Source organism: Streptomyces sp. NPDC000410 (genome assembly GCF_040300305.1).
Classification (GTDB): domain Bacteria; phylum Actinomycetota; class Actinomycetes; order Streptomycetales; family Streptomycetaceae; genus Streptomyces.
Genome location: NZ_JBEPDM010000002.1, coordinates 44406 through 70963 on the forward strand (window position 1 = coordinate 44406; position 26558 = coordinate 70963).

The 26558-nt window shown below is 70.7% G+C and carries 23 protein-coding genes and 1 tRNA gene; 8 read left to right on the forward strand and 16 right to left on the reverse strand.

The annotated features are described in order from the left end of the window. Positions 1–22: 22 nt before the first annotated feature. Positions 23–889, forward strand: coding sequence for a spermidine synthase (locus tag ABT342_RS03680; RefSeq protein WP_351566465.1), 867 nt, complete (start codon positions 23–25; stop codon positions 887–889). 54 nt (positions 890–943) lie between these two features. Here ABT342_RS03680 and ABT342_RS03685 read toward each other — a convergent pair whose 3' ends face one another. Further along, the gene (locus ABT342_RS03685; RefSeq protein WP_351566468.1) at positions 944–1519 is read right to left on the reverse strand and encodes a hypothetical protein; all 576 of its coding nucleotides are present in this window, start codon (positions 1517–1519) and stop codon (positions 944–946) included. A gap of 68 nt (positions 1520–1587) precedes the next feature. Here ABT342_RS03685 and ABT342_RS03690 point away from each other — a divergent pair, with 68 nt between their 5' ends. The 3 genes from ABT342_RS03690 to ABT342_RS03700 all read left to right on the forward strand — a co-directional run bounded on the left by ABT342_RS03690 (position 1588) and on the right by ABT342_RS03700 (position 5341). After that, on the forward strand, positions 1588–2277 hold the full coding sequence (locus ABT342_RS03690; RefSeq protein ID WP_351566470.1) for a response regulator transcription factor: 690 nt from the start codon (positions 1588–1590) through the stop codon (positions 2275–2277). Continuing rightward, positions 2274–3662, forward strand: a complete 1389-nt coding sequence (locus ABT342_RS03695; RefSeq protein ID WP_351566472.1) for a sensor histidine kinase — start codon at positions 2274–2276, stop codon at positions 3660–3662. Before ABT342_RS03690 ends, ABT342_RS03695 begins: the two co-directional genes overlap by 4 nt. A gap of 188 nt (positions 3663–3850) precedes the next feature. Beyond that, entirely contained in the window at positions 3851–5341 is a 1491-nt protein-coding gene (locus ABT342_RS03700) for a glycoside hydrolase family 18 protein (protein ID WP_351566474.1), read from the forward strand. A 68-nt stretch (positions 5342–5409) separates the two neighbouring features. Here ABT342_RS03700 and ABT342_RS03705 read toward each other — a convergent pair whose 3' ends face one another. Genes ABT342_RS03705 through ABT342_RS03720 form a run of 4 tightly spaced genes read right to left on the reverse strand, consistent with a single transcriptional unit; the run spans position 5410 to position 10149 of the window. After that, positions 5410–6843 (reverse strand): GH1 family beta-glucosidase, encoded by a 1434-nt coding sequence (locus ABT342_RS03705; protein WP_351566477.1) that lies wholly within the window; start codon positions 6841–6843, stop codon positions 5410–5412. 52 nt (positions 6844–6895) lie between these two features. Next, positions 6896–7759: a carbohydrate ABC transporter permease gene (locus ABT342_RS03710; RefSeq protein ID WP_351566480.1), complete on the reverse strand. Its 864-nt coding sequence runs from the start codon at positions 7757–7759 to the stop codon at positions 6896–6898. A gap of 9 nt (positions 7760–7768) precedes the next feature. Continuing rightward, positions 7769–8782 carry a carbohydrate ABC transporter permease gene (locus tag ABT342_RS03715; protein ID WP_351567276.1) on the reverse strand — a complete coding sequence of 338 codons (1014 nt, stop codon included), beginning with the start codon at positions 8780–8782 and terminating at the stop codon, positions 7769–7771. 53 nt (positions 8783–8835) lie between these two features. Continuing rightward, the gene (locus tag ABT342_RS03720) at positions 8836–10149 is read right to left on the reverse strand and encodes an ABC transporter substrate-binding protein (RefSeq protein ID WP_351566483.1); all 1314 of its coding nucleotides are present in this window, start codon (positions 10147–10149) and stop codon (positions 8836–8838) included. Positions 10150–10371: 222 nt separating this feature from the next. Between ABT342_RS03720 and ABT342_RS03725 the strand changes: the two genes are divergently transcribed. Next, positions 10372–11415, forward strand: a complete 1044-nt coding sequence (locus ABT342_RS03725) for a LacI family DNA-binding transcriptional regulator (protein WP_351566486.1) — start codon at positions 10372–10374, stop codon at positions 11413–11415. Between the two features lie 163 nt (positions 11416–11578). On the opposite strand, the gene ABT342_RS03730 is transcribed toward ABT342_RS03725, so the two are convergent. The 4 genes from ABT342_RS03730 to ABT342_RS38190 form a co-directional block, all read right to left on the reverse strand. Continuing rightward, positions 11579–11651: transfer RNA gene (locus ABT342_RS03730), tRNA-His, on the reverse strand. Positions 11652–11722: 71 nt separating this feature from the next. Next, on the reverse strand, positions 11723–12325 hold the full coding sequence (orn, locus tag ABT342_RS03735; protein ID WP_351566489.1) for an oligoribonuclease: 603 nt from the start codon (positions 12323–12325) through the stop codon (positions 11723–11725). Between the two features lie 106 nt (positions 12326–12431). Then, entirely contained in the window at positions 12432–13655 is a 1224-nt protein-coding gene (locus tag ABT342_RS03740) for a GlxA family transcriptional regulator (RefSeq protein ID WP_351566492.1), read from the reverse strand. Between the two features lie 386 nt (positions 13656–14041). Further along, entirely contained in the window at positions 14042–14452 is a 411-nt protein-coding gene (locus tag ABT342_RS38190; protein ID WP_502965452.1) for a hypothetical protein, read from the reverse strand. Between the two features lie 292 nt (positions 14453–14744). Here ABT342_RS38190 and ABT342_RS03750 point away from each other — a divergent pair, with 292 nt between their 5' ends. Further along, complete coding sequence (locus tag ABT342_RS03750; protein WP_351566495.1) at positions 14745–15266, forward strand: universal stress protein; 522 nt, start codon at positions 14745–14747, stop codon at positions 15264–15266. A gap of 222 nt (positions 15267–15488) precedes the next feature. Further along, entirely contained in the window at positions 15489–16058 is a 570-nt protein-coding gene (locus ABT342_RS03755) for a GPR1/FUN34/YaaH family transporter (protein ID WP_351566498.1), read from the forward strand. Between the two features lie 187 nt (positions 16059–16245). Here the strand turns inward: ABT342_RS03755 and glmS are convergent, their stop codons facing one another. From glmS to ABT342_RS03770, 3 genes are all read right to left on the reverse strand, one after another. Beyond that, positions 16246–18063, reverse strand: coding sequence for a glutamine--fructose-6-phosphate transaminase (isomerizing) (glmS, locus tag ABT342_RS03760; RefSeq protein ID WP_351566501.1), 1818 nt, complete (start codon positions 18061–18063; stop codon positions 16246–16248). Positions 18064–18144: 81 nt separating this feature from the next. Next, entirely contained in the window at positions 18145–18420 is a 276-nt protein-coding gene (locus tag ABT342_RS03765) for a hypothetical protein (RefSeq protein WP_351566504.1), read from the reverse strand. Positions 18421–18509: 89 nt separating this feature from the next. Next, entirely contained in the window at positions 18510–19382 is an 873-nt protein-coding gene (locus tag ABT342_RS03770; RefSeq protein WP_351566507.1) for a DUF4429 domain-containing protein, read from the reverse strand. A 231-nt stretch (positions 19383–19613) separates the two neighbouring features. Here ABT342_RS03770 and ABT342_RS03775 point away from each other — a divergent pair, with 231 nt between their 5' ends. Then, positions 19614–21221 carry a beta-N-acetylhexosaminidase gene (locus ABT342_RS03775; protein WP_351566510.1) on the forward strand — a complete coding sequence of 536 codons (1608 nt, stop codon included), beginning with the start codon at positions 19614–19616 and terminating at the stop codon, positions 21219–21221. A gap of 231 nt (positions 21222–21452) precedes the next feature. Here the strand turns inward: ABT342_RS03775 and ABT342_RS03780 are convergent, their stop codons facing one another. From ABT342_RS03780 to ABT342_RS03795, 4 genes are read right to left on the reverse strand one after another with little or no spacing between them, the layout of a single operon-like run. Next, positions 21453–23249: an IucA/IucC family protein gene (locus ABT342_RS03780; RefSeq protein WP_351566513.1), complete on the reverse strand. Its 1797-nt coding sequence runs from the start codon at positions 23247–23249 to the stop codon at positions 21453–21455. Further along, positions 23246–23800 (reverse strand): GNAT family N-acetyltransferase, encoded by a 555-nt coding sequence (locus tag ABT342_RS03785; protein WP_351566515.1) that lies wholly within the window; start codon positions 23798–23800, stop codon positions 23246–23248. Before ABT342_RS03785 ends, ABT342_RS03780 begins: the two co-directional genes overlap by 4 nt. Beyond that, positions 23797–25089, reverse strand: coding sequence for a lysine N(6)-hydroxylase/L-ornithine N(5)-oxygenase family protein (locus tag ABT342_RS03790; RefSeq protein WP_351566517.1), 1293 nt, complete (start codon positions 25087–25089; stop codon positions 23797–23799). The genes ABT342_RS03785 and ABT342_RS03790 overlap by 4 nt, the downstream gene beginning before the upstream one ends. Then, positions 25073–26518, reverse strand: a complete 1446-nt coding sequence (locus ABT342_RS03795; RefSeq protein ID WP_351566519.1) for a pyridoxal phosphate-dependent decarboxylase family protein — start codon at positions 26516–26518, stop codon at positions 25073–25075. Before ABT342_RS03795 ends, ABT342_RS03790 begins: the two co-directional genes overlap by 17 nt. Positions 26519–26558 lie beyond the last annotated feature (40 nt).

Here is a 26558-nt window from a genome sequence, read left to right on the forward strand (position 1 = left end):
CGCCCGGGCCGATAATGGGCGTGTGGCAAGGAACAGACAGCGCGGCCGGTCGGCGGCACCCGAGACCGTCGTCGAGACCGTGGACGGGGGGCTCGCCGAGCTCATACCCGACCGTGACCGCCCGCACGGCTGGACCCTGCTGATCGACGGCGCGCCCCAGTCCCACGTCGACCTGGACGACCCCGCCCTGCTCACCTTCGAGTACCAGCGCCGCCTCGGCCATGTCATCGACCTCGCCGCTCCGCCCGGAAAGCCGGTCAACGCCGTCCACCTCGGCGGCGGCGCTTTCACCCTCGCGCGGTACACCGCCGCCACCCGTCCGCGCTCCACCCAGCAGATCGTCGAGCTGGACGGACGTCTCGTCCAGCTCGTACGCGACCGCCTCCCGCTCGACCCGAACGCCCGGATCAGGGTCCGGTCCACCGATGCCCGGGCCGGGCTCGCGAAGCTGCCCGACGGCTGGGCCGACCTCGTCATCGCGGACGTCTTCAGCGGCGCCCGCACCCCCGCGCACCTCACCAGTACGGAGTTCCTCGCCGAGGTGCGCCGGGTGCTGAAGCCGGGCGGCCACTACGCCGCGAACCTCGCCGACGGCCCGCCGCTCGCGCACCTGCGCGGGCAGATCGCCACCGCCGCGACCGTCTTCCCCGAGCTCGCGCTCGCCGCCGACCCGACCGTGCTGCGCGGCCGTCGCTTCGGCAACGCCGTCCTGCTCGCCTCCGCGTCGCCGCTGCCCGTCGCCGAGCTGACCCGCCGGGTCGCGAGCGACCCGCACGCGGGCCGGGTCGAGCACGGAAGGGCGCTGACGGACTTCACCGGCGGGGCGGCCGCGGTGACCGACGCGAGCGCCAGGCCCTCGCCGGTACCGCCCGCCTCGGTGTTCACGTAGCGCTCAGCGCTCCTGCGCCCCGGCGCTCTTCGCGCTCCGCCCGGCGTTCCTCGCTCAGCGTTCTTCGATCTCGACGCGCGGCGCGGTGTCGTGCCAGGTGCAGAAGACGTCGATCTCCCGGCCGTCCTGGGAGAACGTCACCCGGATGTAGGTGGGCTGCTTCCAGATCTGCATCGTCCAGCTGCCGGACGGCGTCGCCGAGACCAACTCCGCGGAGGACGGCCCGATGTCGAAGGCGACCCGGCCGCCCTCGACCGTATAGCTCTTCACGTTGCCCGAAGGCGGGGGCGAGGCGGGGGGCTTGCTCGGGGCCGGGTCGCCGCCGCTGTTGCCGCCGCTCGGTGTCCCATCGGCCGACGGAGAGGACGACGACGGTGACGACGGCGGGGGCGAGGGGCTGTGGCTGTCGTCCGGCTCCGGGGCGGAGGTCGCCGAGGGCGTCGGGGATTCGGGTGGCCGCGGGGACGACGACCGGGGCGCCGGCCCCGCCGTGATCGGCAGGGCGCGCGGACGGTCGTACGCCGTCCCCGCCATCACCGTGTGCACACCCCACCACGAGAGCGTGACCGCCGCGCCCGTGGCGAGCGACCACGCCAGTGCGTGTACGAGTCCTCTCCGCATCCGGGTCATACTGCACCACCCCCCTCCCGCTGTCCCAAGGGGGACCGTCTTCACACGTATGGCGTACGGTGCCGCCCATGCCAAGTGTGCTCGTGGTCGAGGACGACCAGTTCGTGCGCTCCGCCCTCATCCGGCACCTGACCGACGCCTCCCACACCGTGCGGAGCGTCGGCACGGCCCTGGAGGCGCTGCGCGAGGTCGCCCATTTCCGCTTCGACGTGGTCATCCTCGACCTCGGCCTGCCCGATCTCGACGGGTCCGAGGCGCTGAAGATGCTGCGCGGCATCACGGACGTACCCGTGATCATCGCGACCGCGCGGGACGACGAGACGGAGATCGTCCGACTGCTGAACGACGGCGCCGACGACTACCTCACCAAGCCGTTCTCGGTGGAACACCTGTCCGCGCGGATGGCGGCCGTGCTGCGCCGCTCGCGCGCCGTCGCCGGGGACGTGCCGCCGAGCCGGGTCCTCCAGGTCGGCGGGCTGACGGTCGACCCGCTGCGCCGCCAGGCCGAACTGGACGGGGTCCGGCTCGACCTGACCCGCCGCGAGTTCGACCTGCTCGCCTTCCTGGCCGGTCGGCCGGGTGTGGTCGTACCGCGCAAGGAACTGCTCGCCGAGGTGTGGCAGCAGTCGTACGGTGACGATCAGACCATCGATGTGCACCTGTCCTGGCTGCGCAGGAAACTGGGGGAGACCGCCGCCCGCCCCCGCTATCTGCACACCCTCAGGGGCGTCGGGGTGAAGCTGGAGCCGCCGCAGTGAGATGGGCCCTGGTCAAGGTGTCGCTGGCGGTCACGGCCATGGTCGTGATCGCCTTTGCCGTACCGCTCGGACTCGTCATCCAGGAGATGGCCAGGGACCGGGCCTTCACCAACGCCGAGCGGCAGGCCGCCGCCATCGGCCCCACCCTCTCCATCACCACCGACCGCGACCAGCTGGAGCGGGCCGTCGCCTCCACCCAGGCCGGAGCGGCGGGCCGGATGGCCGTCCACGTCCCGGCCTCGGAGGAGACCGGCGGCCAGGACCTGGAGATCGGCACCCGGCGCGCCGCCGTGCGGGACCTCGGCACGACCGAGCGGCTGGGCCGTGCCTCCATCACCGAGGTGCCCGGCGGCTCCGCGCTGCTCCAGCCCACCGCGCTGAGCTCCGGCGAGATCGCGGTCGTCGAGGTGTTCGTACCGGAGGACGAGGTCAGCAACGGTGTGACCACCGCCTGGCTGGTGCTCGCGGGAGTCGGCGTGGCGCTGATCGTCGGTTCGGTCGCGGTCGCCGACCGGCTCGGCGTACGGATGGTCCAGCCGGCCCAGCGGCTCGCGGGCGCCGCGCACGAGCTGGGCGAGGGCAAGCTCGGCGCGCGCGTCCCCGAGGAGGGGCCCACCGAGCTGCGGTCGGCCGCGGTCGCGTTCAACTCGATGGCCGACCAGGTGGTTCAGCTGCTCGCCAACGAGCGGGAGCTGGCGGCGGACCTCTCGCACCGGCTGCGTACGCCGCTGACCGTGCTCCGGCTCAACGCCGCCTCCCTCGGTGACGGCCCCGCCGCCGACCAGACCCGGGCGGCCGTCGCCCAGCTGGAGCGCGAGGTCGACACGATCATCCGTACGGCCCGGGAGGCGAAGCCGCAGACGCAGGCGACCGGCCCGGGAGCGGGGTGCGACGTCTCGGAAGTCGTACGCGAGCGGATGGGGTTCTGGTCGGCGCTGGCGGAGGACGAGGGGCGCAAGGTCAGGCTCGCCGGGGTGGACCGTCCGGTACGGATACCCGTGGCCCGGCCCGAACTGGCCGCCGCGCTCGACGCCCTGCTCGGCAACGTCTTCCGGCACACCCCGGAAGGCACCGCCTTCTCGGTGGACGTGCACAACGGCGACGACGCCGTCATCGTGCTCGTGTCGGACGCGGGCCCCGGCATCGCGGACCCGCAGGCCGCTCTGGCGCGCGGCAACAGCGGCGCCAGGGACGGCTCGACGGGGCTCGGCCTGGACATCGTGCGCCGGGTCGCCGAGTCGACGGGCGGGGACGTGCGCATCGGGCATTCGGTGCTCGGCGGTACGGAGGTCCGGATCTGGATCCAGCTCGGCGGGGAGCGTGCGCAGGGGCGTCGCGGGCACCGGACGGGGCGCCGCAAGCGCAGAGGTCTGAACCACGATTAACCGCCGCCGATGCGGTCCTTAAGCGCACCCTAAGAACATCAAGCCCTGTCCGGATCAGGGGAATTGTCCGTTCCGGTCTCGCTAGCGTGCTGCCGCACCCCACCCCCGGAACCGTCCCCGGTTCCACCTCGGATTCCCCGGATCCCCCGGTTCCGTCCCCGGTTCCGCGACACAGAGGCAGGCACGCGATGGGCACCAGCACGCACCGGCGCAGGGCGAGCGGCAGGACGAAGGCGATCGGCGCGGTCGTCGCGGCAGCGATGACCGGCGGCGCGGCGTTCGCGCTCACCGGCACGGCGCAGGCGGCCGCCGTCGGCGCCGCGTACACCAGGACCAGCTCCTGGGACGGCGGCTACACGGGCCAGTACGTCATCACCAACGACACCGGCGAGGCCCAGTCGGACTGGACGCTCGCCTTCGACCTGCCCGCCGGGACGAAGATCGGCTCGCTGTGGAACGGTGACCACACCGTCCGGGGGCAGCGCGTCACTGTGAAGCCCGCGAGCTGGAACAGGCAGCTGGCGCCCGGCGCGTCCGTCACCGTCGGCTTCGTGACCTCGGCGAGCGGGACGGCGGGGGACCCGTCGGGCTGTCGCATCAACGAAGCCGTCTGTTCGGTGGAGGAGGGCGCGACACCGGCGCCGAGCGGCCGGCCGACGCAGCAGCCGACCCCGGTGCCGACCTCGGTGCCGACCCCCACCCCGACCTCCACCCCGACGCGGACCACCACCCCCACGCCGACGAAGCCGCCCGCCCCGACGCCCACCCCCACGCGGACCGAGGGCGGCGGCGGGAAGTTCTCCCCGTACATCGACACGTCGCTGTACCCGGCGTACGACATGCTCGACACCGCCGCCAGGACCGGCGTGAAGGACTTCACCCTGGCCTTCATCACCTCCGGCGGCGGCTGTGCCCCGCTCTGGGGCGGCGTCACCGACCTCGCGAGCGACAAGGTCGCGGCCCAGACCGCCGCCCTGCGCGCCAAGGGCGGCGACGTCCGGGTCTCCTTCGGCGGTGCGGCAGGCCGTGAACTGGCCCTGAACTGCTCGTCGGCGGGCGAGCTGGCGAAGGCGTACGGCAAGGTCATCGACCACTACAAGCTCACCAAGGTCGACTTCGACATCGAGGGCGCGGCCCTGCCGGACACCGCCGCCAACACCCGCCGCTCCCAGGCCATCGCCCAGCTCCAGAAGGAACACCCCGGGCTCGACGTGTCGTTCACGCTGCCGGTCATGCCCGAGGGTCTGACCCAGCCCGGCGTCGATCTGCTCGCCGACGCCAGGAAGAACGGTGTCAGGATCGACGCGGTCAACATCATGGCGATGGACTACGGGCCGGCGTACAGCGGCGACATGGGCACGTACGCGATCCAGGCCGCGACCGCCACCCAGGCGCAGATCAAGGGCGTCCTCGGGCTCTCGGACGCGGCGGCGTGGAAGGCCGTCGCCGTCACCCCGATGATCGGCGTCAATGACGTCACGACCGAGATCTTCAAGGTCGACGACGCCGCCCAGCTGGTCGACTTCGCCGCGTCGAAGGGGATCGGCTGGCTGGCGATGTGGTCCTCGACGCGCGACAAGCAGTGCGCCGGGGGCGCGGTGGGCCACGCCGACCCCACGTGCAGCTCGATCCTCCAGGAGCCGCTGGCCTTCACCAAGGCGTTCGCCGCCTACAAGTAGCCACCCCCCAGCGCGCGCGTCCCGGCCGGCTTCCCCCATCCGGCCGGGGCGCGCGCCTTTACGTCCCTCTACGTGGTGACGTGGACGTCGGGCAGCACACCCGTCCCGGCCAGCCGCCGGTACCACCGGGCGCTGGACTTCGGGATGCGGGCCTGGGTGTCGTAGTCGACGTACACGGCGCCGAAGCGCTTTCCGTAGCCGTAGGCCCATTCGAAGTTGTCCATCAGGGACCAGAGGAAGTATCCGCGGACGTCCGCGCCGTCGGTGATCGCGCGGTGGACGGCGGAGAGGTGCCCGTGCAGATAGCGGATCCGGTCGGGGTCGTGGACGCTGCCGTCGACGGCGGGTTTGTCGGGGTAGGCCGCGCCGTTCTCGGTGACCACGAGCGGGAGTCCCGGCGCCTCGTGTGTGTAGCGCAGCAGCAGGTCGTACAGGCCGGTCGGGTCGACGGTCCAGCCCATGTCGGTGACATCGCCCGGCGGCTGGTGGAAGGCGACGTGATCGGCGCCCGGCCAGGGGGAGTGGGCGCTCGCGCCATGGCCGTCATCCCGGGTGCCGTCACTGTCAGTGGCAGCGGCTACAACTGACGGTGAGTAGTAATTGATGCCGAGCGAGTCCAGGGGGTGCCGGATGACGGCGAGATCGTCGCCATGGACGTACGACCAGTCGGTGAGCTGGGCCGTGTCCGCGAGGAGATCCTCCGGGTACGTGCCGTGGAGCATCGGGCCGGTGAAGATCCTGTTGGCCAGCGCGTCGATCCTGCACCGCGCGTCCAGGTCGGCGGGCGACCGGGTCCGTGCCCTCACGGCGCTGGGGTTGAGGCTCACGGCCAGCTGTGCGCGGGCCGGGAGCGTGGCGCGCAGAGCCTGGGCGGCCAGCCCGTGGCCCAGATTGAGATGGTGGGCGGCACGCAGCGCGGCCACCGGGTCCGTGCGGCCGGGGGCGTGGACGCCGGAGCCGTATCCGAGGAAGGCGCTGCACCAGGGCTCGTTCAGCGTGGTCCACCGCTCGACCCGGTCGCCCAGCGCCTCGGCGACGATACGGGCGTAGTCGGCGAAGCGGCTCGCCGTGTCCCGCTCCGGCCAGCCGCCCGCCGTCTCCAGTTCCTGGGGCAGATCCCAGTGGTAGAGGGTGAGCAGCGGAGTGATGCCGTGCTCCAGCAGGTCGTCGACGAGACCGCGGTAGAAGTCCAGTCCGCGCTGGGCCGCCGGGCCCCGGCCGGTGGGCTGGACGCGCGGCCAGGAGACCGAGAAGCGGTACGCGTTGACGCCCAGGTCCGCCATCAGCCGCACGTCGTCGGCGCGGCGGTGGAAGTGGTCGGCGGCGATGTCGCCGGTGTCCCCGTTCTCCACCGCGCCGGGGGTGTGGCTGAAGGTGTCCCAGATCGACGGCGTACGGCCGCCCTCCGCCACCGCGCCCTCGATCTGGTACGCGGCGGTGGCGGTGCCCCACAGGAACCCGGGCGGAAAGCTGACGGGCCCGGAATCGAAAGCTTCAGACATATCGGGCTCCCAACGTCTGTGTGAGGACGAGAAGGTGAGGAGGCGTCGGATGTCAGCCCTTGACCGCGCCCTGCATGATGCCTCCGACGATCTGCTTGCCGAAGATCACGAAGGCGATCAGCAGCGGCAGCGTGCCCAGCAGCGCGCCGGCCATGATCACCGACTGGTCCGGGATGTAGCCGCGGCCGAGCCCGGTCAGTGCCACCTGCACGGTGGGGCTGCCGTGCTGGGTGAGGGCAATGATCGGCCAGAAGAAGTCGTTCCAGGCCATCACGAAGGTCAGCATGGCCAGGACCGCCATCGCGGGCCGCGCGGCCGGAAAGACCACGTGCCAAATCACCCGCGAACTGCTCGCCCCGTCCACCCGGGCCGCCTCGATCAGCTCGGTCGGCAGTGCCTCGCTCAGGTACTGCCGCATGAAGAACACGCCGAAGGCACTGACGAGGGTGGGCAGGATGACGGACTGGAGCCGGTCGGTCCAGGACAGCTCGGCGATCAGCATGTAGAGCGGTACGACGCCGAGCTGCGGCGGCACCATCATCGTGCCGATCACCAGCAGCAGGAGGAGGTTCTTGAAACGGAAACGCAGCTTGGCGAAGGCGAAGCCGGCGAGAGTGGAGAAGAGGACCGTGCCCGCCGCGACCGAGCCCGCCACGACGGTCGTGTTGAGCAGCGCCGTGCCCATGTTGGCGTCGGTCCAGGCGATCTGGAGGTTCTTGAACAGATTGCCGCCGAACCAGAAGGGCGGGGGAGTCTGTGCGAGCCGGCCGCTGGTGCGGGAGGCCGCGACCGCGGTCCACACCAGCGGGAACAGCGATCCCACGGTGAAGAGGACCAGTACGGCGTAGGTGATCCGGTCGCCGTGCAGCTGCCGCCCGGCTCCCTTTCGCCGCTTCGGTGGTGTCGTCGTCAGCACAGCAACCCCCTATGCGCTCTTGCGCAGCCGGCGCGCCAGCAGCCAGTTCACCGCGCCGATCACCAGCAGGATCAGGAACATCGTCCAGGCGATCGCCGAGGCCCGGCCGAGATGGAGATTCACCCAGCCCTGCTCGTACAGATAGAGCCCGAGCGTCTGGAACTGGTGCTCGGCGCCGCCCGTCGCGCCCGCGCTGCCGTTGAACAGCAGCGGCTCGCCGAACAGCTGGGTCGCGCCGATCGTGGACACGACACAGGTGAAGAGGATGGTGGGCCGCAGCGACGGGACCGTCACATGCACGAACTGCTGCCACCGGGAGGCCCCGTCCAGCGCCGCCGACTCGTACAGGTCGTCGGGGACGGCCTGCATCGCCGCCAGGTAGATCAGCGCGTTGTAGCCCGTCCAGCGCCAGATCACGATCGTCGAGACCGCGATCTGCGAGGTCCACGTGCCGTTCTGCCAGTCGACGGGGTCGATCCCGGCCAGCCCCAGCGTCCAGTTGATCATTCCGTAGTCGCGCCCGAAGAGCAGGACGAAGACGAGCGTGGCCGCGGCCACCGAGGTCGCGTACGGAGTGAGCGCGGCGATCCGGAAGAACATCGAGCCACGCAGCCGGTAGTTGAGCAGATGCGCGATGCCCAGGGCGATCAGCAGCTGCGGCACGGTGGAGATCAGTCCGATGGTGACGGTGTTCTGCAGTGCGTTCCAGAAGAACTCGTCCTCCAGCAGCCGGGAGAAGTTGCGCAGCCCCACCCATTCCATGTCGTCCGGCGCCGTCAGCTCCACTCGGTGCAGCGAGGCCCACCCGGTGTAGAGCAGCGGGAAGAGCCCGAAGGCCAGGAAGAAGAGGAAGAACGGCGCGACGAAGGCGTACGGGCTCCAGCGCACGTCCCACCGGTACCGGCGGCTGCACCGGGCGGCGCGCCGGAGCGACGGCTCCCGGGCTGCCCCGACCACTCCGGCCGCCGGGGCCGCACCCTCCTCCCCCCGGGAGGGCGCGGCGGCCGTGGCGTCGTCCGTGATGCCGGTCGCCGGTCCGGCCACCGGTCCGGTCGTGGGTCCCGTCACCGGCCCGGTCACTGGTCCAGGGCGTTGTCGATGGCCTTCACCGCGGCGTTCCAGCCCTCCTGCGGCGACTTGCCCTTCTGGTCGACCTGGAGCATGCCGATGTCCGCCATGTTCTGGGCGATGACCAGGTCCTTCGGGCCGACGATGGTCACCGGGATGCCCTGGGCGGCCCGGGAGAAGATCTGGCCGATCGGGGCGCCCGCGAAGTACTCGTGCCGGGCGCCGGAGACCGCCGGCAGCGCGTACGCGGCGGACGCGCTCGGGAAGCTGCCGCGCTTGTCGAAGAGCTTCGCCTGCTGCGCGGGCGCGGTCAGCCAGGCCGCGAGCTTCACCGCCTCCGTCTTGTTCTTCCCCGCCTCGGGGACGACCAGGAACGAGCCTCCCCAGTTGCTGGGCTTCGGGGCCGGGGCGACATCCCACTTGTCCTTGCCCGCGGCCCCCGCCTTGTCCTGGATGTAGCCGAGCATCCAGGCGGGGCAGGAGACGGTGGCGAAGGTGCCGTTGGCGAACGCCTGGTCCCAGGCGGGTGTGAACTGCTGGTGCTTGCCGGTCAGTCCCTCGGTGGCGAAGGAGGCGGCGATGTCCCAGGCCTCCTTCACGGCCGGGTTGGACTTGTAGATGACCTTGCCGTTCTCGTCGTAGAACCGCTTGGCGTTGCTGCCGGTGACCGCGGCCATCACCCCGGAGGCGGAGTCCACGAAGGCGGTGCCCTCGGGCGCCTTCGCCTTGAACCGCTTGCCCACCGCGAGGTACTTGTTCCAGTCGCCCGCCCAGAGCCTGCCGACGGCCCCGCGCTCGGTGGGCAGACCGGCCTTGGCGAACAGGTCCTTGCGGTAGCAGATCCCCTGCGGGCCGATGTCGGTGCCGAGGCCGACCGTCCTGCCGGCCCTGTTCGTCGCCTGCGCCCACTTCCAGGGCAGGAAGGCGTCCTTGCTCACCCCGTCCACCTTGCCCAGATCCACGAGCTTGTCCGCCTGTGTGGCGGTGATCTCGGCGATGTTGTTGACCTCGACGGCCTGGATGTCGGCGAGTCCGCTGCCGGTGCCCAGGTGGGTGAGGAGCTGGGGGTAGTAGTTCTCGTTGCGCTCGATCGCCGTCTGTTCGATCACGACGTTCTTGTTGAGTTTCATGTACTCGTCGTAGAGCCCGGCCTCCTTGAAGCCGAAGGCCCCGAAGATCCCGACCGTGAGGGTGGTCCTGCCCTTCGCGCCGCCCCCACCCCTCGAACTGCCCGCGGCGGGTTCGTCGCTGTCCTCGGCACAGCCGGCCAGCAGCCCGGCCCCGAGCGCGGCGACGACCACGAGGATTACGGTCCTGCGCATTGCGTCCTCCTTGTGCCCTGACGTGCCGACCCCCCGGCCAACTGACCTGCTGAGCCCGTTCGTTGAGCATGCGGCTCGGGCGGGGAACGTGCGGGTTGTGTATGGGTCAGGTAGTGTGGGAGCGCTCCCATGCGTGATGTGTTGAAGGGTCTCGGCTCCCCGGAGGGGTGTCAAGGCACCGGGCGCGTTATGTTCTCGACCAGGGGAGCCCGGGAGGCGGACATGGTGAATGGCCGGACGACCGGCGCCAGGAGCGCTGGCAGGCCGACCCTCGAAGAGGTCGCCGCACGCGCCGGAGTGGGCCGTGGCACGGTCTCCCGGGTGATCAACGGCTCGCCCCGGGTCAGCGACGCGACCCGCGCCGCCGTCGAGGCCGCCGTGGCCGAGCTCGGCTACGTACCCAACCGTGCGGCCCGCGCGCTCGCCGCCCACCGCACCGACGCCATCGCCCTCGTCGTCCCCGAGCCCGAGGCCCGCTTCTTCGCCGAGCCGTACTTCTCCGACATGGTCCGCGGTGTCGGCGCGGCCCTCGCCGACACCGAGATGCAGCTCCTGCTGACCTTCGCCGGGTCGGACCGCGAACGCCGCAGGCTCGCCCAGTACCTCGCCGCCGACCGCGTCGACGGCGTCCTGCTGGTCTCCGTGCACGCCGACGACCCGCTGCCCGACCTGCTCGAACAGCTCCGGATCCCGGCCGTCATCAGCGGTCGCCGCTCGGCGGACGAGCCGCTGGCCGCCGTCGACTCCGACAACACCGACGGTGCCCGCGCGGCGGTGTCCCATCTGCTGGCCCGAGGCCGGCGCGCCATAGCGACGATCACCGGCCGCCTCGACGTGTACGGCGCCCAGTGCCGCCTCGACGGCTACCGGGACGCCCTCGCCGCCGCGGGCCTCGTCCCCGACGAGCGGCTGATCGCACCCGCCGACTTCACCGAGGAGGGCGGCCGCCGGGCCATGCGTGAGCTCCTCGAACGCCGCCCCGACCTGGACGCCGTCTTCGCCGCCTCCGACGTGATGGCGGCCGGCGCCCGCCGGGCGTTGCGCGAGGCCGGCCGCCGCATACCCGACGACGTGGCACTGGTCGGCTTCGACGACTCGGCCATCGCACGCCATATGGACCCGGCGCTCACCAGCGTGCGCCAGCCGATCGAGGAGATGGGCCGCACGATGGCCGACGTCCTGCTCCGCCAGATAGCGGCCCCTGACACGACGGACCGCCCGCAGCTCGTGCTCCCCACGGAGCTGGTGGTCCGCGACTCGTCGTGAGCCCGTGGGCCAGCGAGCCCGTGAGCCCGTGAGTCGGCGTGAGCCCGGATGCGTCGTGAGCCCGGCACACGCCCGTGCGCCCATACGCCATGAGCCCGCGACGGCCGGGTGAAACGAAATCAGCCGGTGATCCGCTTCCGCGGATCACCGGCTGATCGATCAGGGTGAGTAACGGGACTCGAACCCGCGACATCCTGGACCACAACCAGGTGCTCTACCAGCTGAGCTATACCCACCACGACCGGTCGCTTTCCCGACCGGCCGAGAAAAAGTGTACAGGGTCTGAGAGGGTGCTCGCTCCCGCCTTTTATCCGGCGGGCAGCACGTGCCGTGCCGCGATGGTCTTGGCGGTGTCCGAGTCGGGTCCGGGCTGCGGCACGAAGATCGCCTCGCGGTAGTAGCGCAGCTCGGCGATGGACTCGCGGATGTCCGCCAGCGCCCGGTGGTTGCCGTTCTTCTCCGGACTGTTGAAGTACGCCCTCGGGTACCAGCGGCGGGCCAGCTCCTTGACCGAGGAGACATCGACGATCCGGTAGTGGAGGTACTCCTCCACCTTCGGCATGTCGCGGAGCAGGAACCCGCGGTCGGTGCCGACCGAGTTTCCGCACAGGGGCGCCTTGCCGGGCTCCTTGACGTGCTCGCGTACGTAGGCGAGGACCTGCTCCTCGGCGTCGGCGAGCGACGTGCCGGCCGCCAGCTCGTCGAGGAGCCCGGAGGCGGTGTGCATCTGCCGCACCACCTCGGGCATGGTCTCCAGCGCCGCGTCCGGCGGGCGGATCACGATGTCCACGCCTTCGCCGAGCACGTTCAGTTCCGAGTCGGTGACCAGCGCGGCCACCTCGATGAGTGCGTCGTCCGTCAGCGAGAGCCCGGTCATCTCGCAGTCGATCCACACCATGCGATCGTTCATGCGTCCTACCTTAGGCCGACCGGCGATCGGGGGGAGGCGCCGCGTGCCGATGGCTCTCGCCTCTCGACACCTGCCCCAGCCCCCCGATCTCCGTTCTCCCGTCCGTCTAAGGCGCGGTCCGCTGGCCCGGAAGCGCCGCACGCCCGGGGGCGTACGCGTCCGAGTGCGGTTTGCCCGGTTCCGGCGGCGCGGCCGAGGCCGTCGCCGTGCCCGCCACGGCCGTGGCCGTACGCCGCGCCTGAAGGTGCCCCTGCCCCTGCGGGTGCGGCTGCGCCGGCAGGGCCTGCTCCGTCACCGGGACCGGCGAGGGCTCGCCCTGCGGGCGCCGGGCCCGGTAGGCGGCCCGGTACGCGGCCGGGGACGAACCCAGCTGGCGGCGGAAGTGGCCGCGCAGCGCCACCGGGGAGCGGAAGCCGCAGCGGCCCGCGACCTCGTCGACCGAGTAGTCGGAGGTCTCGAGCAGCCGCTGCGCCTGCAGTACCCGCTGGGTGATCAGCCACTGCAGGGGAGCACTGCCGGTGAGCGAGCGGAACCTGCGGTCGAAGGTCCGCCTGCTCATGTACGCGCGCGCCGCCAGGGTCTCCACGTCGAACTGCTCGTGGAGGTGCTCCAGCGCCCAGGCCACGACCTCGGCGAGCGGGTCGGAGCCGATTTCCTCTGGTAAAGACCTGTCGAGATAGCGCTCCTGACCGCCACTGCGCCGCGGTGGTACGACCAGTCGGCGGGCCAGCGCCCCGGCGGCCTCCGTACCGTGATCCGTACGCACGATGTGCAGACAGAGATCGATTCCGGCCGCTGTCCCCGCGGAGGTCAGCACATCGTTGTCGTCGACGAACAGCTCGCGCGGATCCACGTGCACGGACGGGTAGCGCTTGGCGAGCGTCGGCGCGTACATCCAGTGCGTGGTGGCCGGGCGGCCGTCCAGCAGTCCGGCGGCGGCCAGCACGAACGCGCCGGTGCACAGACCGACGATGCGGGCCCCCTCCTCGTGCGCGCGGCGCAGCGCGTCGAGCGCCTCCGGCGGCGGCGGCGAGGTGATCGACCGCCAGGCCGGGACGACGACGGTGCCGGCTCTGCCGATCGCCTCCAGGCCGTAGGGCGCGGTGAGTTCGAGTCCCCCTGTGGTCCGCAGAGGGCCTTCCTCACCGGCGCACACCAGCAGCCGGTAGCGGGGAACGCCGGCGTCCTGGCGGTCGATGCCGAACACCGAGAGCGGAATGGAGCTCTCGAAGATGGGGCCGCCGCTGAACAGCAGCACCGCGACGACTTCGCGGCGGCGGCGCCCGGAAAGTTTCCGGGTGGCCTCCGGTGCGGCGGAGTCCTGACTCATGACGCTAAGCCCCCCTCGGTGTTCGCGTCTCCCCGTTCGTTTCGGGCCTGTCGCTCCTGCACGTTTCCCCTCGGTTTTGCACGAGTCCCCAGCCTTCGATACTCATGATCGAATCTACTGCGTCCCGTGGTGCCGGCGTGACAAGTTCTGAATCCGGCACATTGTCGACAAGGCAACTTGGCGCGAAGCATTCGCTCACGAATGGTTCCATCCGCGAGCCCCGCAGGGAAGTGCCTCTTTCACTCATGGCCCGTCCCCGTAGGGTGCGCGCGACCGGATCGGCCCTTTCTTCCCAGGTGGCAAGGGGGTTGGCAGGCCATTTCGGCAAGGATGAGCCGGGTGTGGGAAGTTGGCTGAAAATCGACGGGTGCGTACGTGCGAACGCGTCAGTCTCCCGGCGTATTTCGTGCGTGACGGGATGCGCCCCTGTGCGCCCTCGCCCGAACGGGGACGGCCGCGGCGCGTTCGGAGCGGCGCAGCAGCACCCTGCATGCGGCGGTCACGGCCGCCAGTCCGAGCGCCGTGGTCGCGGCCCCGCCGACGGACGTGCCGTAGACGACGAGCACGACAGGGACGAGGAGGCAGCTGAAAGTCGCCCAGCGCACCACGTCGCCGGCCGGGTCGGCGGCGGTCGCGCGGTCGTACGGAACGCGCTCCGGCGTCCTCGGCGGCTCGGGCCGCGCCGTCCGCGCCGTCCGCGCCGCCCGCGCCGTCCGCCCCGCCCGACGGCGGCCGCGTGGCCCGGTCGACTCGGTGGGGGCCTGGGCGCGGCTCTGGGCGGCCGGAGATGCGGACACGGGGAGAGCTCCCTGGAGGCGGAGGCGGCTGATCGAGTGCCAACGAGGAATGGAGCCCTGCGGTCACTGCGCCGTACGGCCCGCGGGCGAAGGTTGTATCTGACAGCTTCCATTGCCATACGGAGCGTGGTCGTGCATGCTCCCTGGAACGCCGTGAGTAGGGTTGCGCGCTCTGGGCAGGAGAGGAGTGTCGCCGTACCCTTGGGGGTATGGGCTTGGGAAGATGATTCCCGGACACAGCTCCGCCGCCAACCGTCGCTCTCCCATTGAGGATCTGAACTCCGAGACACCGATGGCCGGTCACGAATTCCCCGAACCCGCTGACCGCAAGCAGGTCGCCGACCCCCTGTCGGATCTGCAAGCGGCGGAAGAGTCACGTCATCCTTGCGATCCCGCCTTCCGGCACGGAGTCGTCGTCGGCTTCGACGGATCGACATCCAGTGAGCGGGCGCTCGCGTACGCCATCGGCATGGCGCGCCGGTCCGGCTCCGGCCTGATCATCGTGCACGTCGCCAACCGGCTGCCGACCACCGTCTGGGCGGGCTGCGAGCCGCCGGTCTTCGTGGACGTACCGGACCATCGCACCGAAGTGCTCGGTCTCGAGCTGGCCTGCGCCGACTACCTCTGCGAGGTCCCGTGGATCCTCGTCGAGCGCGGTGGCGACATCTGTCATGAGCTGGAGGAGGTCGGCCGAGAATATTCGGCCGACGCGATCGTGGTCGGCTCCACCCACGGCATCGTCGGGCGGCTCTTCGGCTCGGTGGCCGGCCGTCTCGCCAAGCGCGCGAAGCGCCCGGTCGTGGTCATTCCCTGAGCGTTCCCTCCTGATCCCGCCCTCCTCCGACGGGCCGCCCGGCATGCCCTGTTGTGTCCTGTCGGCGCAAGTGGGGGCGGGTGGGGCGGAGGTGAAACGGTGCCGGTCACATTTTGGTGAACGCTCAATCTACTGGCCCGTACCAGGTGGGTTGTGCGCTTGTGAAGGGTACATAAGCGTCGCTGGGAAGCAGCACCACCGCGCGCATGAAGGGAGCCCGCCGTGGACAACGAAGTCTCCGCGGGAAGCGCCACATCAACCACTCTCGGCCACCTCGCACTGGGTCTGACCCTGCTGGCATTCGGCATCGGCCACACCGGTGTGATCGACAACGTCGCGGCGTCCGACGCCGCATCCCTCGCGACCTGGGTGGGCGGGGTCGCACTGTTCATCGTCGGGTTGCTCGAGTTCCGGTCGGGCAACGGCGGCACGGGTACGGCCTTCGCGGGCCTCGGCGCCTTCTGGTTCACCTGGGGCACCGGCGCCGGCACGCAGGTCTCGGCGCAGACGGCGGGACTCTTCCTGCTGCTGTTCGCCCTGCTGGCGCTCACCCTCACCGCGGCGTCCGGCGGCAGCGGGCTCTTCGGCCAGGGTGTCTACGGGCTGCTCTTCGTCTCGCTGCTGCTCCTCGCGATCTCGTCCTTCGCGGAGAACGCGGGCCTCGCCAAGGCCGGCGGCTGGGTCGGCGCGGTCGCGGGTCTCGCCGCCTGGTACGGCGCGACGGCCGCGCTGGCGCACTGGCCCACCTTCACCGGGCGCGCTGCCGGCCGGGGAGTGACGGCCACCGGCTGAGCGGCCACGGGCCGGCGTGATTGGGCAACGCCGGACCCCTGAAAAGAGGCGACCCCCTTTCCCGCACTGGTGGCGTGCGGGAAAGGGGGTCGCTGCCCTTTGCGCCTAAGCCGGCGCCGCTTTCGCGGAGGTGGCCGGGCGCCGTAGGGGTTGCTCAATTGTCGCTGCTGACGTCGTCGGCGGGGACTTACTCCACCGTGACGGACTTGGCCAGGTTGCGCGGCTTGTCGATGTCCCGGCCGAGGGCCAGGGCCGTGTGGTACGCGAGGAGCTGGAGCGGGATGCCCATGAGGATCGGGTCGAGCTCGTCCTCGTTCTTCGGGACGAGGATCGTGTGGTCGGCCTTCTCCTGCTCCTGGTGCGCGACGGCGAGGATCCTGCCGCTGCGGGCCTTGATCTCCTCCAGCGCGGCGCGGTTCTTCTCCAGCAGCTCGTCGCTCGGGACGATCGCGACCGTCGGCAGCGCGGGCTCGATGAGCGCCAGCGGGCCGTGCTTCAGCTCGGAGGCCGGGTAGGCCTCGGCGTGGATGTACGAGATCTCCTTGAGCTTCAGGGAGGCCTCCAGCGCCACCGGGTAACCGCGCACCCGGCCGATGAACATCATCGACTTGGCGTTCGCGTACTCGGCGGCCAGCTTCTCGATCTCGTCCTCGGTCTTGAGGATCTCCTCGATCTGTGCGGGCAGCTTGCGCAGACCCTCGATGATCCGCTTGCCGTCGGCCACCGACAGGTCGCGGATGCGGCCCAGGTGCAGCGCGAGCAGCGCGAAGGCGACGACTGTGTTGGTGAAGCACTTCGTCGACACGACGCAGACCTCGGGCCCGGCGTGCACGTACACGCCGCCGTCCGTCTCACGGGCGATCGCGGAGCCGACGACGTTGACCACGCCCAGGACGCGCGCGCCCTTGCGCTTGAGCTCCTGGACGGCCGCGAGCACGTCGTACGTCTCACCCGACTGGGACACCGCGATGTAGAGCGTGTCGGGGTCCACGACGGGGTTGCGGTAACGGAACTCGGAGGCGGGCTCGGCGTCCGCGGGGATCCGGGCCAGGGACTCGACGAGGCCGGCGCCGATCATGCCCGCGTGGTACGAGGTGCCGCAGCCGAGGATCTTCACACGGCGGATGCCGCGCGCCTCGCGGGCGTCCAGGTTCAGCCCGCCCAGGTGCACGGTGGAGAACCGGTCGTCGATACGGCCGCGCAGCACGCGGTCGACGGCGTCCGCCTGCTCGGAGATCTCCTTGTGCATGTACGTGTCGTGGCCGCCCATGTCGTAGGACGCGGCCTCCCACTCGACGGTCTCGGGGGTGGCGGTGGTCCGCGTGCCCGAGGTCGTGTACGTGCGGAAGTCGTCGGCCTTGATGGTGGCCATCTCGCCGTCGTTCAGGGTGACGACCTGGCGGGTGTGGGCGATCAGCGCGGCGACGTCGGAGGCGACGAACATCTCCTTCTCGCCGATGCCGAGGACGACCGGGGAGCCGTTGCGGGCGACCACGATGCGGTCGTTGAAGTCGGCGTGCATGACGGCGATGCCGTACGTGCCCTCGATCACCTTGAGCGCCTCGCGGACCTTCTCCTCCAGGGAGTCGGCCTGGGAGCGGGCGATCAGGTGGGTGATGACCTCGGTGTCGGTCTCGGAGGCGAAGACGACCCCGTCGGCCTCCAGCTTGGCGCGCAGCTCGGAGGCGTTGTCGACGATTCCGTTGTGGACGACGGCGACCTTGTTCTCGGGGTCGAGGTGCGGGTGCGAGTTGATGTCGCTCGGGGCGCCGTGGGTGGCCCAGCGGGTGTGGGCGATGCCGGTGGTACCGGCGAAGCGCTTGGGGACCCGGGCCTCCAGGTCGCGGACCCGGCCCTTGGCCTTGACCATCTTCAGCCCGGAGCTCTTGGGGCTGGTGATCACGATGCCCGCGGAGTCGTAACCCCGGTACTCCAGCCGCGCCAGGCCTTCCAGCAGCAGCGGAGCGACATCACGCTTCCCGATATAACCGACGATTCCGCACATAAGCTTCTTGCCCCTCCAGGTTCGTGGGTGTGTGCCCGGCCGCTTTCCGGCCGTTGCCCGGCCGCTGTCCGGCCGCGCTGCTCAGCCGTAGACGATGCGCCGCAGCTGCCGGAGCGAGAGCTCCGGCGGCGCCACGGCGCGGTGCGGCAGCTCGGCCGCGATCCGGTCGAAGATCTCCGTGTTCACCGCGCCGCCGGACTGCAGCTCGCGATGGCGGCGGCGGACGAATTCCTCGGTCGTCTCGTCGAAGAACGCCAGCACGTCGAGCACCACCCGGGCGGCCTCACCGCGCTGGAGCGCGGTGCTGCGCACCAGGTGGTCGATGAGGTCGTCATGCGACGGGCGGCGTTCGAGCACCCGTAGATACTGAGGGGAGCGGGGGAGCTTACGCAAGATTCCTGCCCGATTTCGGGCAGAAAGCCGCGTGATCATGCTTACATCGGGGGTCACATGCGCTTGAGGACGGCCTGCTTGGCCGTGGCGAACTCGTCCGCCGTCAGTATTCCGGCCTGGTGCAGCTCACCGAGCTCGCGCAGCCTTCGGAGCAGTACATCATGGTCGTCCGCGGTGGGCAGGGCGGCGGTAGCCGGGGCGGCGGCGGGGAGGGCGTCCTGAGGGGCGTGCGGATGCGGCATCCGGGCCGTCACGGCAGCCCCCACCAGTGCCATCAGCGGATCCTTGCGGAAGCCCCACAGCTCGACGGCGTACGGGTCGTACTTCGGCGGAGGCGGGGAGGCGACCTTGGTCACCCGGAACCGGAGATATCCGTTCTCCAGACCGGCCGAGGGCAGCCACTCCACCGCTTCGACATCGTCCAGGTGCAGGACGCGGGGGCCGCCGGACGTCTTGGACTCCTCCGTCTTCCAGTTCCACTCCAGCCGGATCCGCTCGCCGTCGAACGTGACGGTCCCGTCACCCGCGCCGACGGTGATCGGCACGGCGGGGCCGGGAACGAGATAGGAGGTGACGGGCCCGTCCGGGACCTGGTCCAGAAGGAGGGCGTTGCGCACCTCGTCGACCAGGTACTCGGCGACACCGGAGCGGTCGCCGGCCACGGCGAGCTGGTACGGGTCCGAGCCGTCCTCAAGCTTGCCCCGGGTGATCTGGAGCAGCGGGTCGGCGCCCTCGCGCAGCCGCAGCTTCAGCCGCCCGGACTTCTTGCCGGGGGCGTACGAGATCCCGGCCAACGCGCCGAGCGGCACGGCGAGTTCACCGAGGGTTCTGCGCAGCAGGCCGACGCCCTTGTCGTGACCGGGGACGATGCGCAGGGTGTCCCCGTCGAAGGTCCAGGTGCCGTCCTTCTGGATGATTTCCGCCATGAGGGGGATTGTCGCACCGGGGGTGGCGGAGGGGGCGGCTCCGGGGATGCGGGCCGGGGGGCCGGGGGTTGTCGCACCGGGGGGTGGTGGAGGGGGTGGCTCCAGGGGCGAGGGTTGGGTGCACCGGCAAGTGGTCTACACCTTGACCGGTCATGAGGCGCGCGGTACGCATGAGGACCGTTCGGTTGCTCAGCACCACAGTTGTGACGCCCGTCGGAAGGGACCCAGCTTGTGAGACTGCACGGAACGTTCCCCCGGATCTTCGGCTCGCTGCTGCTCGTCGCCGCGGCCGGTATCTCCTGTGTCGCGGCCGCGCCCCCCGCCTCCGCCCCCGGCGCCGTGCGACCCCTCGGTGAGGTCGTCCCCGCGCCCTCCTCCGTACGACCCGCCGGTTCCCCGTACGCCCTCACGCACGCGACCCGGATCCGGGTCGACGGCGACTCGCGCGAGGCGCGCCGCATCGGTGCGTATCTGGCCGCCGTGCTGCGCCCCTCCACCGGCTACGCCCTGCCGGTCACCGATGACGACGACGGCCTCGGCGGCATCCGTCTCGCCCTCGGGTCACCGGACCGGAGCCTCGGCGAGGAGGGCTACCGGCTGGAGTCCGGCCGCGGCGGGGTCACGATCACCGCCCGCAGGCCCGCCGGCCTGTTCCACGGCGTCCAGACGCTCCGTCAGCTGCTGCCCGCCGCCGTGGAGCGGGACAGCCGGCAGCCCGGCCCCTGGCAGGTCCCCGGCGGCACCATCACCGACTCGCCGCGCTTCGGTCACCGGGGCGCGATGCTCGACGTGTCGCGGCACTTCTTCACGGTCGAACAGGTCAAGCGCTACATCGACCAGCTCGCCCTCTACAAGATCAACAAGCTGCATCTGCACCTGTCCGACGACCAGGGCTGGCGGATCGCCATCGACTCCTGGCCGCGCCTCGCGACGTACGGCGGCTCCACGCAGGTCGGCGGCGGCCCCGGCGGCCACTACACCAAGGCCCAGTACAAGGAGATCCTGGCGTACGCCGCGTCCCGCTATCTCGAGGTGATCCCGGAGATCGACATGCCGGGCCACACCAACGCCGCCCTCGCCTCCTACGCCGAGCTGAACTGCACCGGCGTCGCCCCGCCGCTCTACACCGGCACGGACGTCGGCTTCAGCTCGCTGTGCGTGCCGAAGGCCGTGACGTACGACTTCATCGACGACGTCGTACGCGAACTGGCCGCGCTCACACCCGGCAAGTACCTCCACATCGGCGGCGACGAGGCCCACTCCACCAGCCACGCCGACTACGTGGCGTTCATGGACAGGGCGCAGGCCGTCGTCGCCAGGTACGGCAAGACGGTCGTCGGCTGGCACCAGCTGACCGGCGCGACGCCGGCGAAGGGCGCGGTCGCCCAGTACTGGGGGCTGGACGGCACCGGCGCGGCGGAGAAGGAGCAGGTCGCGGCGGCCGCGCGGAACGGGACGCGGCTGATCCTGTCGCCCGCGGACCGGGTGTACCTCGACATGAAGTACAACAAGGACACCCCGCTGGGCCTGGCCTGGGCCGGCTACGTCGAGGTGCGGCGCTCCTACGACTGGGACCCGGGCGCGTACCTGCCCGGCGCGCCCGCGTCGGCGATCGCCGGGGTCGAGGCGCCGCTGTGGTCGGAGACGATCTCCACCAGCGACCACATCGAGTACATGGCCTTCCCGAGGCTCCCGGGGGTCGCGGAGCTGGGCTGGTCTCCGGCGTCGACGCACGACTGGGACGCGTACAAGGTGCGGTTGGCGGCGCAGGGGCCGCGGATGGCTGCGCTGGGGATCGACTACTACCGCTCGCCGCAGGTGCCGTGGCCGACTGAGTAGGCGTGGGGGCGGGGCGCCTGCGGCGGGCCCACGCGGCGGAGCCGCATATCGGACACAGCCCCACCCCGCCCCTTCCCGAAACCGGGGGCAAGCCCCCAGACCCCCGGTACGGCCTTCGGCCGTGTCCTCAATCTCCCCCTACGCCCTGGCGGGCGTGGGGGGACCCCCAGACGGGCTCAGAATGAGCCCCTCCGGCGATTGAGGAGCGGAGCCCCCGACGTCAGCCCGCGGCTAGCGCGCGGCGAACCGTGCCAGGGGGTTCCCCAGCGTGCCCACCAGCTGGAGCGCGCCCGACGGGTCGGACAGGTCCACCATCTGCTTGTTGTCGCGCAGTTGCAGCCGGTTGAGGCAGGACAGCGCGAAGTCGTCAGCGAACACGTCGTACTGCGCGAACTTGTCCGCGAGCTCCGGCTTCGACTCCTGGTACGCGACGACGCACTCGGCGACCGTCCGCCAGAAGCCGTCCTCCTCCAGCACCCCCTCCGACGCGAGCGTCGCGCCCAGGAAGCGGAAGAAGCAGTCGAAGACGTCCGTGAAGACGGACAGCAGCTTCATGTCCTCGGGGACCTCGGCACGGACCCGCTCGACCGCGGGCGGAAGGACCGCGTCCGGGTCCATCACGCAGATCTCCTCGGCGATGTCCTTGAAGATCGCGCGCCGCACGTCCCCGCCCTCGCCGAGGACGAGGATCACGTTCTCGCCGTGCGGCATGTAGGCGAGGTCGTACGCGTAGAAGCAGTGCAGGATCGGCAGCAGGTACGCGTCCAGGTAGCGGCGCAGCCACACCTCGGGCGCGAGCCCCGACTGCTCGATCAGCGCGCCCGCGAACGACTTCCCCGAGCCGTCGACGTGGAGCAGCGAAGCCATCGTGGCGAGCCGCTCGCCGTCCTCCAGCGTGGTCACCGGGCTCTCGCGCCAGAGCGCGGCGAGCATCTTGCGGTACGGGGAGAAGCGGTCGGTGGCGGCCTCGTACTCCAGGTGCCGGTAGCCGACCGCCGCGCGCTCGCGGATGATCGAGAAGCGGGCGGCCCGCAGGACGGAGTCGCCCTCGATCAGGTTCGCCAGCCAGTCGTTGATGGCGGGCGTGGCCTTCATGTAGGCCGCCGACAGGCCGCGCATGAAGCCCATGTTGATGACCGAGAGCGCGGTCTTCACATAGTGCTTGGCCGGGTCCGTGGTGTTGAAGAACGTACGGATCGACTGCTGGGCCAGGTACTCCTCCTCGCCCTCGCCGAGCAGCACCAGACGGCGCTGGGCGACCTCGGCGGCGAAGGTGACGGAGAGCTTGTTCCACCACTGCCAGGGGTGGACCGGCATCAGCAGGTAGTCGTCCGGGTCGAGTCCGAGCTCGCGCAGCCGGGCGTCGAAGCCCGCCAGCGTCTTCTCGCCCAGCTCGGCGCTCATCAGCTCCGCGTAGCCGAGGTCGGCGCCGGAGGTGAAGGTGGCGCGCGAGCGGTGGGCGGCCAGCCACAGCAGCCGCAGCGGGGCCGCGGCCTCCGGGGCGTACTGGTGGTACTCGTGGACGCCGAAGCCGAGCCGGCCGTTGTTGGCCACGAAGCACGGGTGGCCCTCGGTCATCCCGGTCTCGACGGCCTGGAAATCGGCCCGCGCCAGCTCGGCGGCGGACAACTCCGGCTTGGTCAGCTTGTACGCGGTGCCGGACAGGGTGGAGGAGATCTCCTCCAGGTAGACCGGCAGGATCTCGTCGGACAGGCCCAGCGCGCCGCGCAGCTCGGTGAAGAACTCCAGGGCGTCGAGCGCGAGCGGGGCGTCGCCGCGGTGGCGGCTGATCGACTCGGCGTCCACCTGCCAGTGGTCGAGGGCGAACCGGCGCGCGGTGAACCGGTACTCGGTCGCGCCGTCGTCGCTCACGACCCGGTAGCGGTCGGCGTCGCCGAGCGGCTGCGGCGTCAGCAGGCGCTCATGGGTGAACTCGGCCAGCGCCTTGCGGACCAGCTGACGGCTCGCCTTCGCCCACAGCTCGGGGGTGAGGTGGGAAACGCTCTCGGTGATGCCGGCGGTGCTCATCGGTCGACTCCCACGGCCGTCTCGAACTGCTCGCGGGTGCAGAAGCTCAGCAGGGCCTTCTTCTCGGGCTTCTGGATCTCCCGCTCGGGTACGAAGCCGACGGCCTCGTTGAGGGCGTGGACGGCCTTGTTGCTCACGTCCGGCTCGACGACGACACGCACGGTCGCCGGGTCCGCGAACAGCTCCGCCATCACCGCCGTGATCACGGCGCGCGTGAAGCCGTGCACCGGGGTGCTGGTCGGGGCGACCAGGAAGTGCATGCCGACATCGCCCGGCCGGGGCTCGTACAGGCCGACCAGCTCGACGTACCGGGGGTCGTAGCGCTCCATCAGGAAGGCGGGCTCACCGTCGTGCAGACCGATGAACGCGTCGTGGTGCTCGGCGGCCGCGATCGCCATGTAGTCGCGCTCCACGTCCTGGAGCTTGTGGTCCTGCATCATCCAGAAGGTGGCCTTCGGATGCGTCACCCAGCTGTGGAGCAGCTCCGCGTCGGCGAGCGGGTCGAGCGGGCGGACGGTGAACGTCCCGAGGGTCGGGGCGGTGGTGCTCATACGGCGAACTCCTGGAACGCGATGGTCTTCTCTACGGGGTAGTACTCGCTGCCGAGCAGCTGACCGATGATGTACGCGTTGCGGTACGCGCCCATGCCCAGGTCGGGCGAGGTGATGGAGTGGGTGTGCACGCCCGCGTTCTGCAGGAAGATGCCGCGCCCCGTGCTGTCGATCGAGTAGTTGCGGGCGACGTCGAAGCGGCCCTGGCCGTCCCAGCGGATACGGTCGCGCACGGGCTCCAGGAACTGCGGGGTGACGTACTTGTAGCCGGTGGCGAGGATCAGGCCCTCGGTCTCGATCGCGTAGTCCTTCTCCTGCTCCTCCTGGCGCAGGCCCAGCGTGTAGGTCCCGTTCCCGTGCCCGGCGTCGTACGAGGCCGTTTGCAGCGCCGAGTTCGTCAGCAGCCGGGTCGGGACGGGGCCCGCCACGTTCTTCTGGTAGAGCAGGTCGAAGATCTCGTTGATCAGATCCCCGTCGATGCCCTTGAACAGGCCCTTCTGCTCCGACTCCAGCCGGTAGCGGGTGGCCTCCGGCAGCCGGTGGAAGTAGTCGATGTAGTCGGGGGACGTGATCTCCAGCGTCAGCTTGGTGTACTCCAGCGGGAAGAACCGCGGGGAGCGGGTGACCCAGTTGAGCTGGTAGCCGTGTACGTCGATCTCGGAGAGCAGGTCGTAGTAGATCTCCGCGGCGCTCTGTCCGCTGCCGACCAGGGTGATCGACTTCTTCTTCTGGAGCTCTGCCTTGGACTGGAGGTAGCGCGAGTTGTGGACGAAGTCCCCGCCGAGGTCCTCGCAGGCGTCCGGGATGTGCGGCGGGGTGCCGGTGCCGAGCACGATCCGACGGGAGCGGAACGTTTCTCCGGTGGCGGTGCGGACCACGTACAGCTCGCTGTCGGCCTCGTACTCGACCGTCGTCACGGTGGTGTTGAAGCGGATGCTGCTGAGCTGGGCGGCGGCCCAGCGGCAGTAGTCGTTGTACTCGATCCGCAGCGGATAGAAGTTCTCGCGGATGTAGAACGAGTACAGCCGGCCCTTGTCCTTCAGGTAGTTGAGGAAGGAGTACGGGGAGGTCGGGTCGGCGAGGGTGACCAGGTCCGACATGAACGGCGTCTGGAGGTGGGCGCCGTCGAGGAACATCCCCGAGTGCCATTCGAAGTCCGGCTTCGACTCCAGGAACACGCCGTTCAGCTCGTCGATCGGCTCGGTCAGGCAGGCGAGCCCGAGGTTGAACGGGCCGAGACCGATCCCGATGAAGTCGAGAGGCGCAAGGGGCTCAGGAAGCGTGGACAAGGGTCTCTCCCAGGTACTGCTCGGCGTGGCCGGCGATCAGATCGAGGACGGCGGCGATGTCGCGCACGGTCGTCTCGGGGTTCAGCAGGGTGAATTTCAGGTACTGGCGGCCGTCGACCTTGGTCCCGGCGACGACGGCCTCACCGGAGGCGAACAGGGCCTTGCGGGCGTAGAGGTTGGCGCGGTCGATCTCGGCCGGGGCGGTGACGTGCGCCGGGATGTAGCGGAAGACGAGGGTGGAGAGCTGGGGCTCGACGACGACGTCGTAGCGCGGGTCGGCGGCGAGCAGCTGCCAGCCCTGGCCGGCCAGCTCGCAGACCTCGTCGAAGAGCTCGCCGAGGCCGTCGGCGCCCATGACGCGCAGGGTCATCCACAGCTTGAGGGCGTCGAAGCGGCGGGTGGTCTGGAGGGACTTGTCGACCTGGTTGGGTATCCGGTCCTCGACGGCGGCACGGCGCGGGTTGAGGTAGTCCGCGTGGTACGTGGCGTGGCGCAGGGTCGCCCGGTCCCGCACGAGCACGGCGGAGGAACTCACCGGCTGGAAGAAGGACTTGTGGTAGTCGACGGTCACGGAGTCGGCGCGCTCGATGCCGTCGAGGCGGTGGCGGCGGGTGGGGGAGGCCAGCAGTCCGCAGCCGTACGCCGCGTCCACGTGCATCCAGGTGCCGTACAGCGCGCACAGGTCGGCGATCTCGGGGAGCGGGTCGATGGAGCCGAAGTCGGTGGTGCCGGCGGTGGCGACCACGGCCATCGGGACGAGTCCGTCCCGCACGCACTTCTCCAGTTCGGCGGCGAGGGCGGCGGTCTGGAGGCGCTTGTCGCGGTCGACCGGGATGGAGACGACGGCCTCGTGCCCCAGGCCGAGCAGGGTGGCCGACTTCTGGACGCTGAAGTGACTGCACTCGGAGGAGAAGATGCGCAGTTTCGACAGGTCGTCCGTCTTGGCCTCCGCGCGGGCGAGGAGCAGGGCCTGGAAGTTGGACTGCGTACCGCCGCTGGTGAACACGCCGTCGGCGGCGGGTCCGAGGCCGATCCTGGCGGCGGTCCAGTCGATGAGGCGGCGTTCGATCAAGGTGGCGCCGGCGCTCTGGTCCCAGGTGTCGAGGGAGGAGTTGACGGCGGAGAGCACGGCCTCGCCCAGCACGGCGGGGATGACGACCGGGCAGTTGAGGTGGCCGAGGTAGCGGGGGTGGTGGAAGTAGACCGCGTCGCGGAGGTAGACCTCTTCGAGCTCGTCGAGCGCGGCGGTGGTGTCACCGAGCGGCCGGTCGAGGTCGACGGCGGCGATGGTGGGGGCGAGTTCGTCGGGCGTGATCCCGGTGAACGGCCGCCGGGTCGTGGCGAGTTTGTTCGCCACCCGCTCGACTCCTTCGGTCACGGAGCGCCTGTAGTGCTCGGCCGTCGTGTCATTGAGCAGGTGCGCGCGCATGCGGGGGTCCTCCAGGGGCAAGGAAGAGCGGACGCGGGGA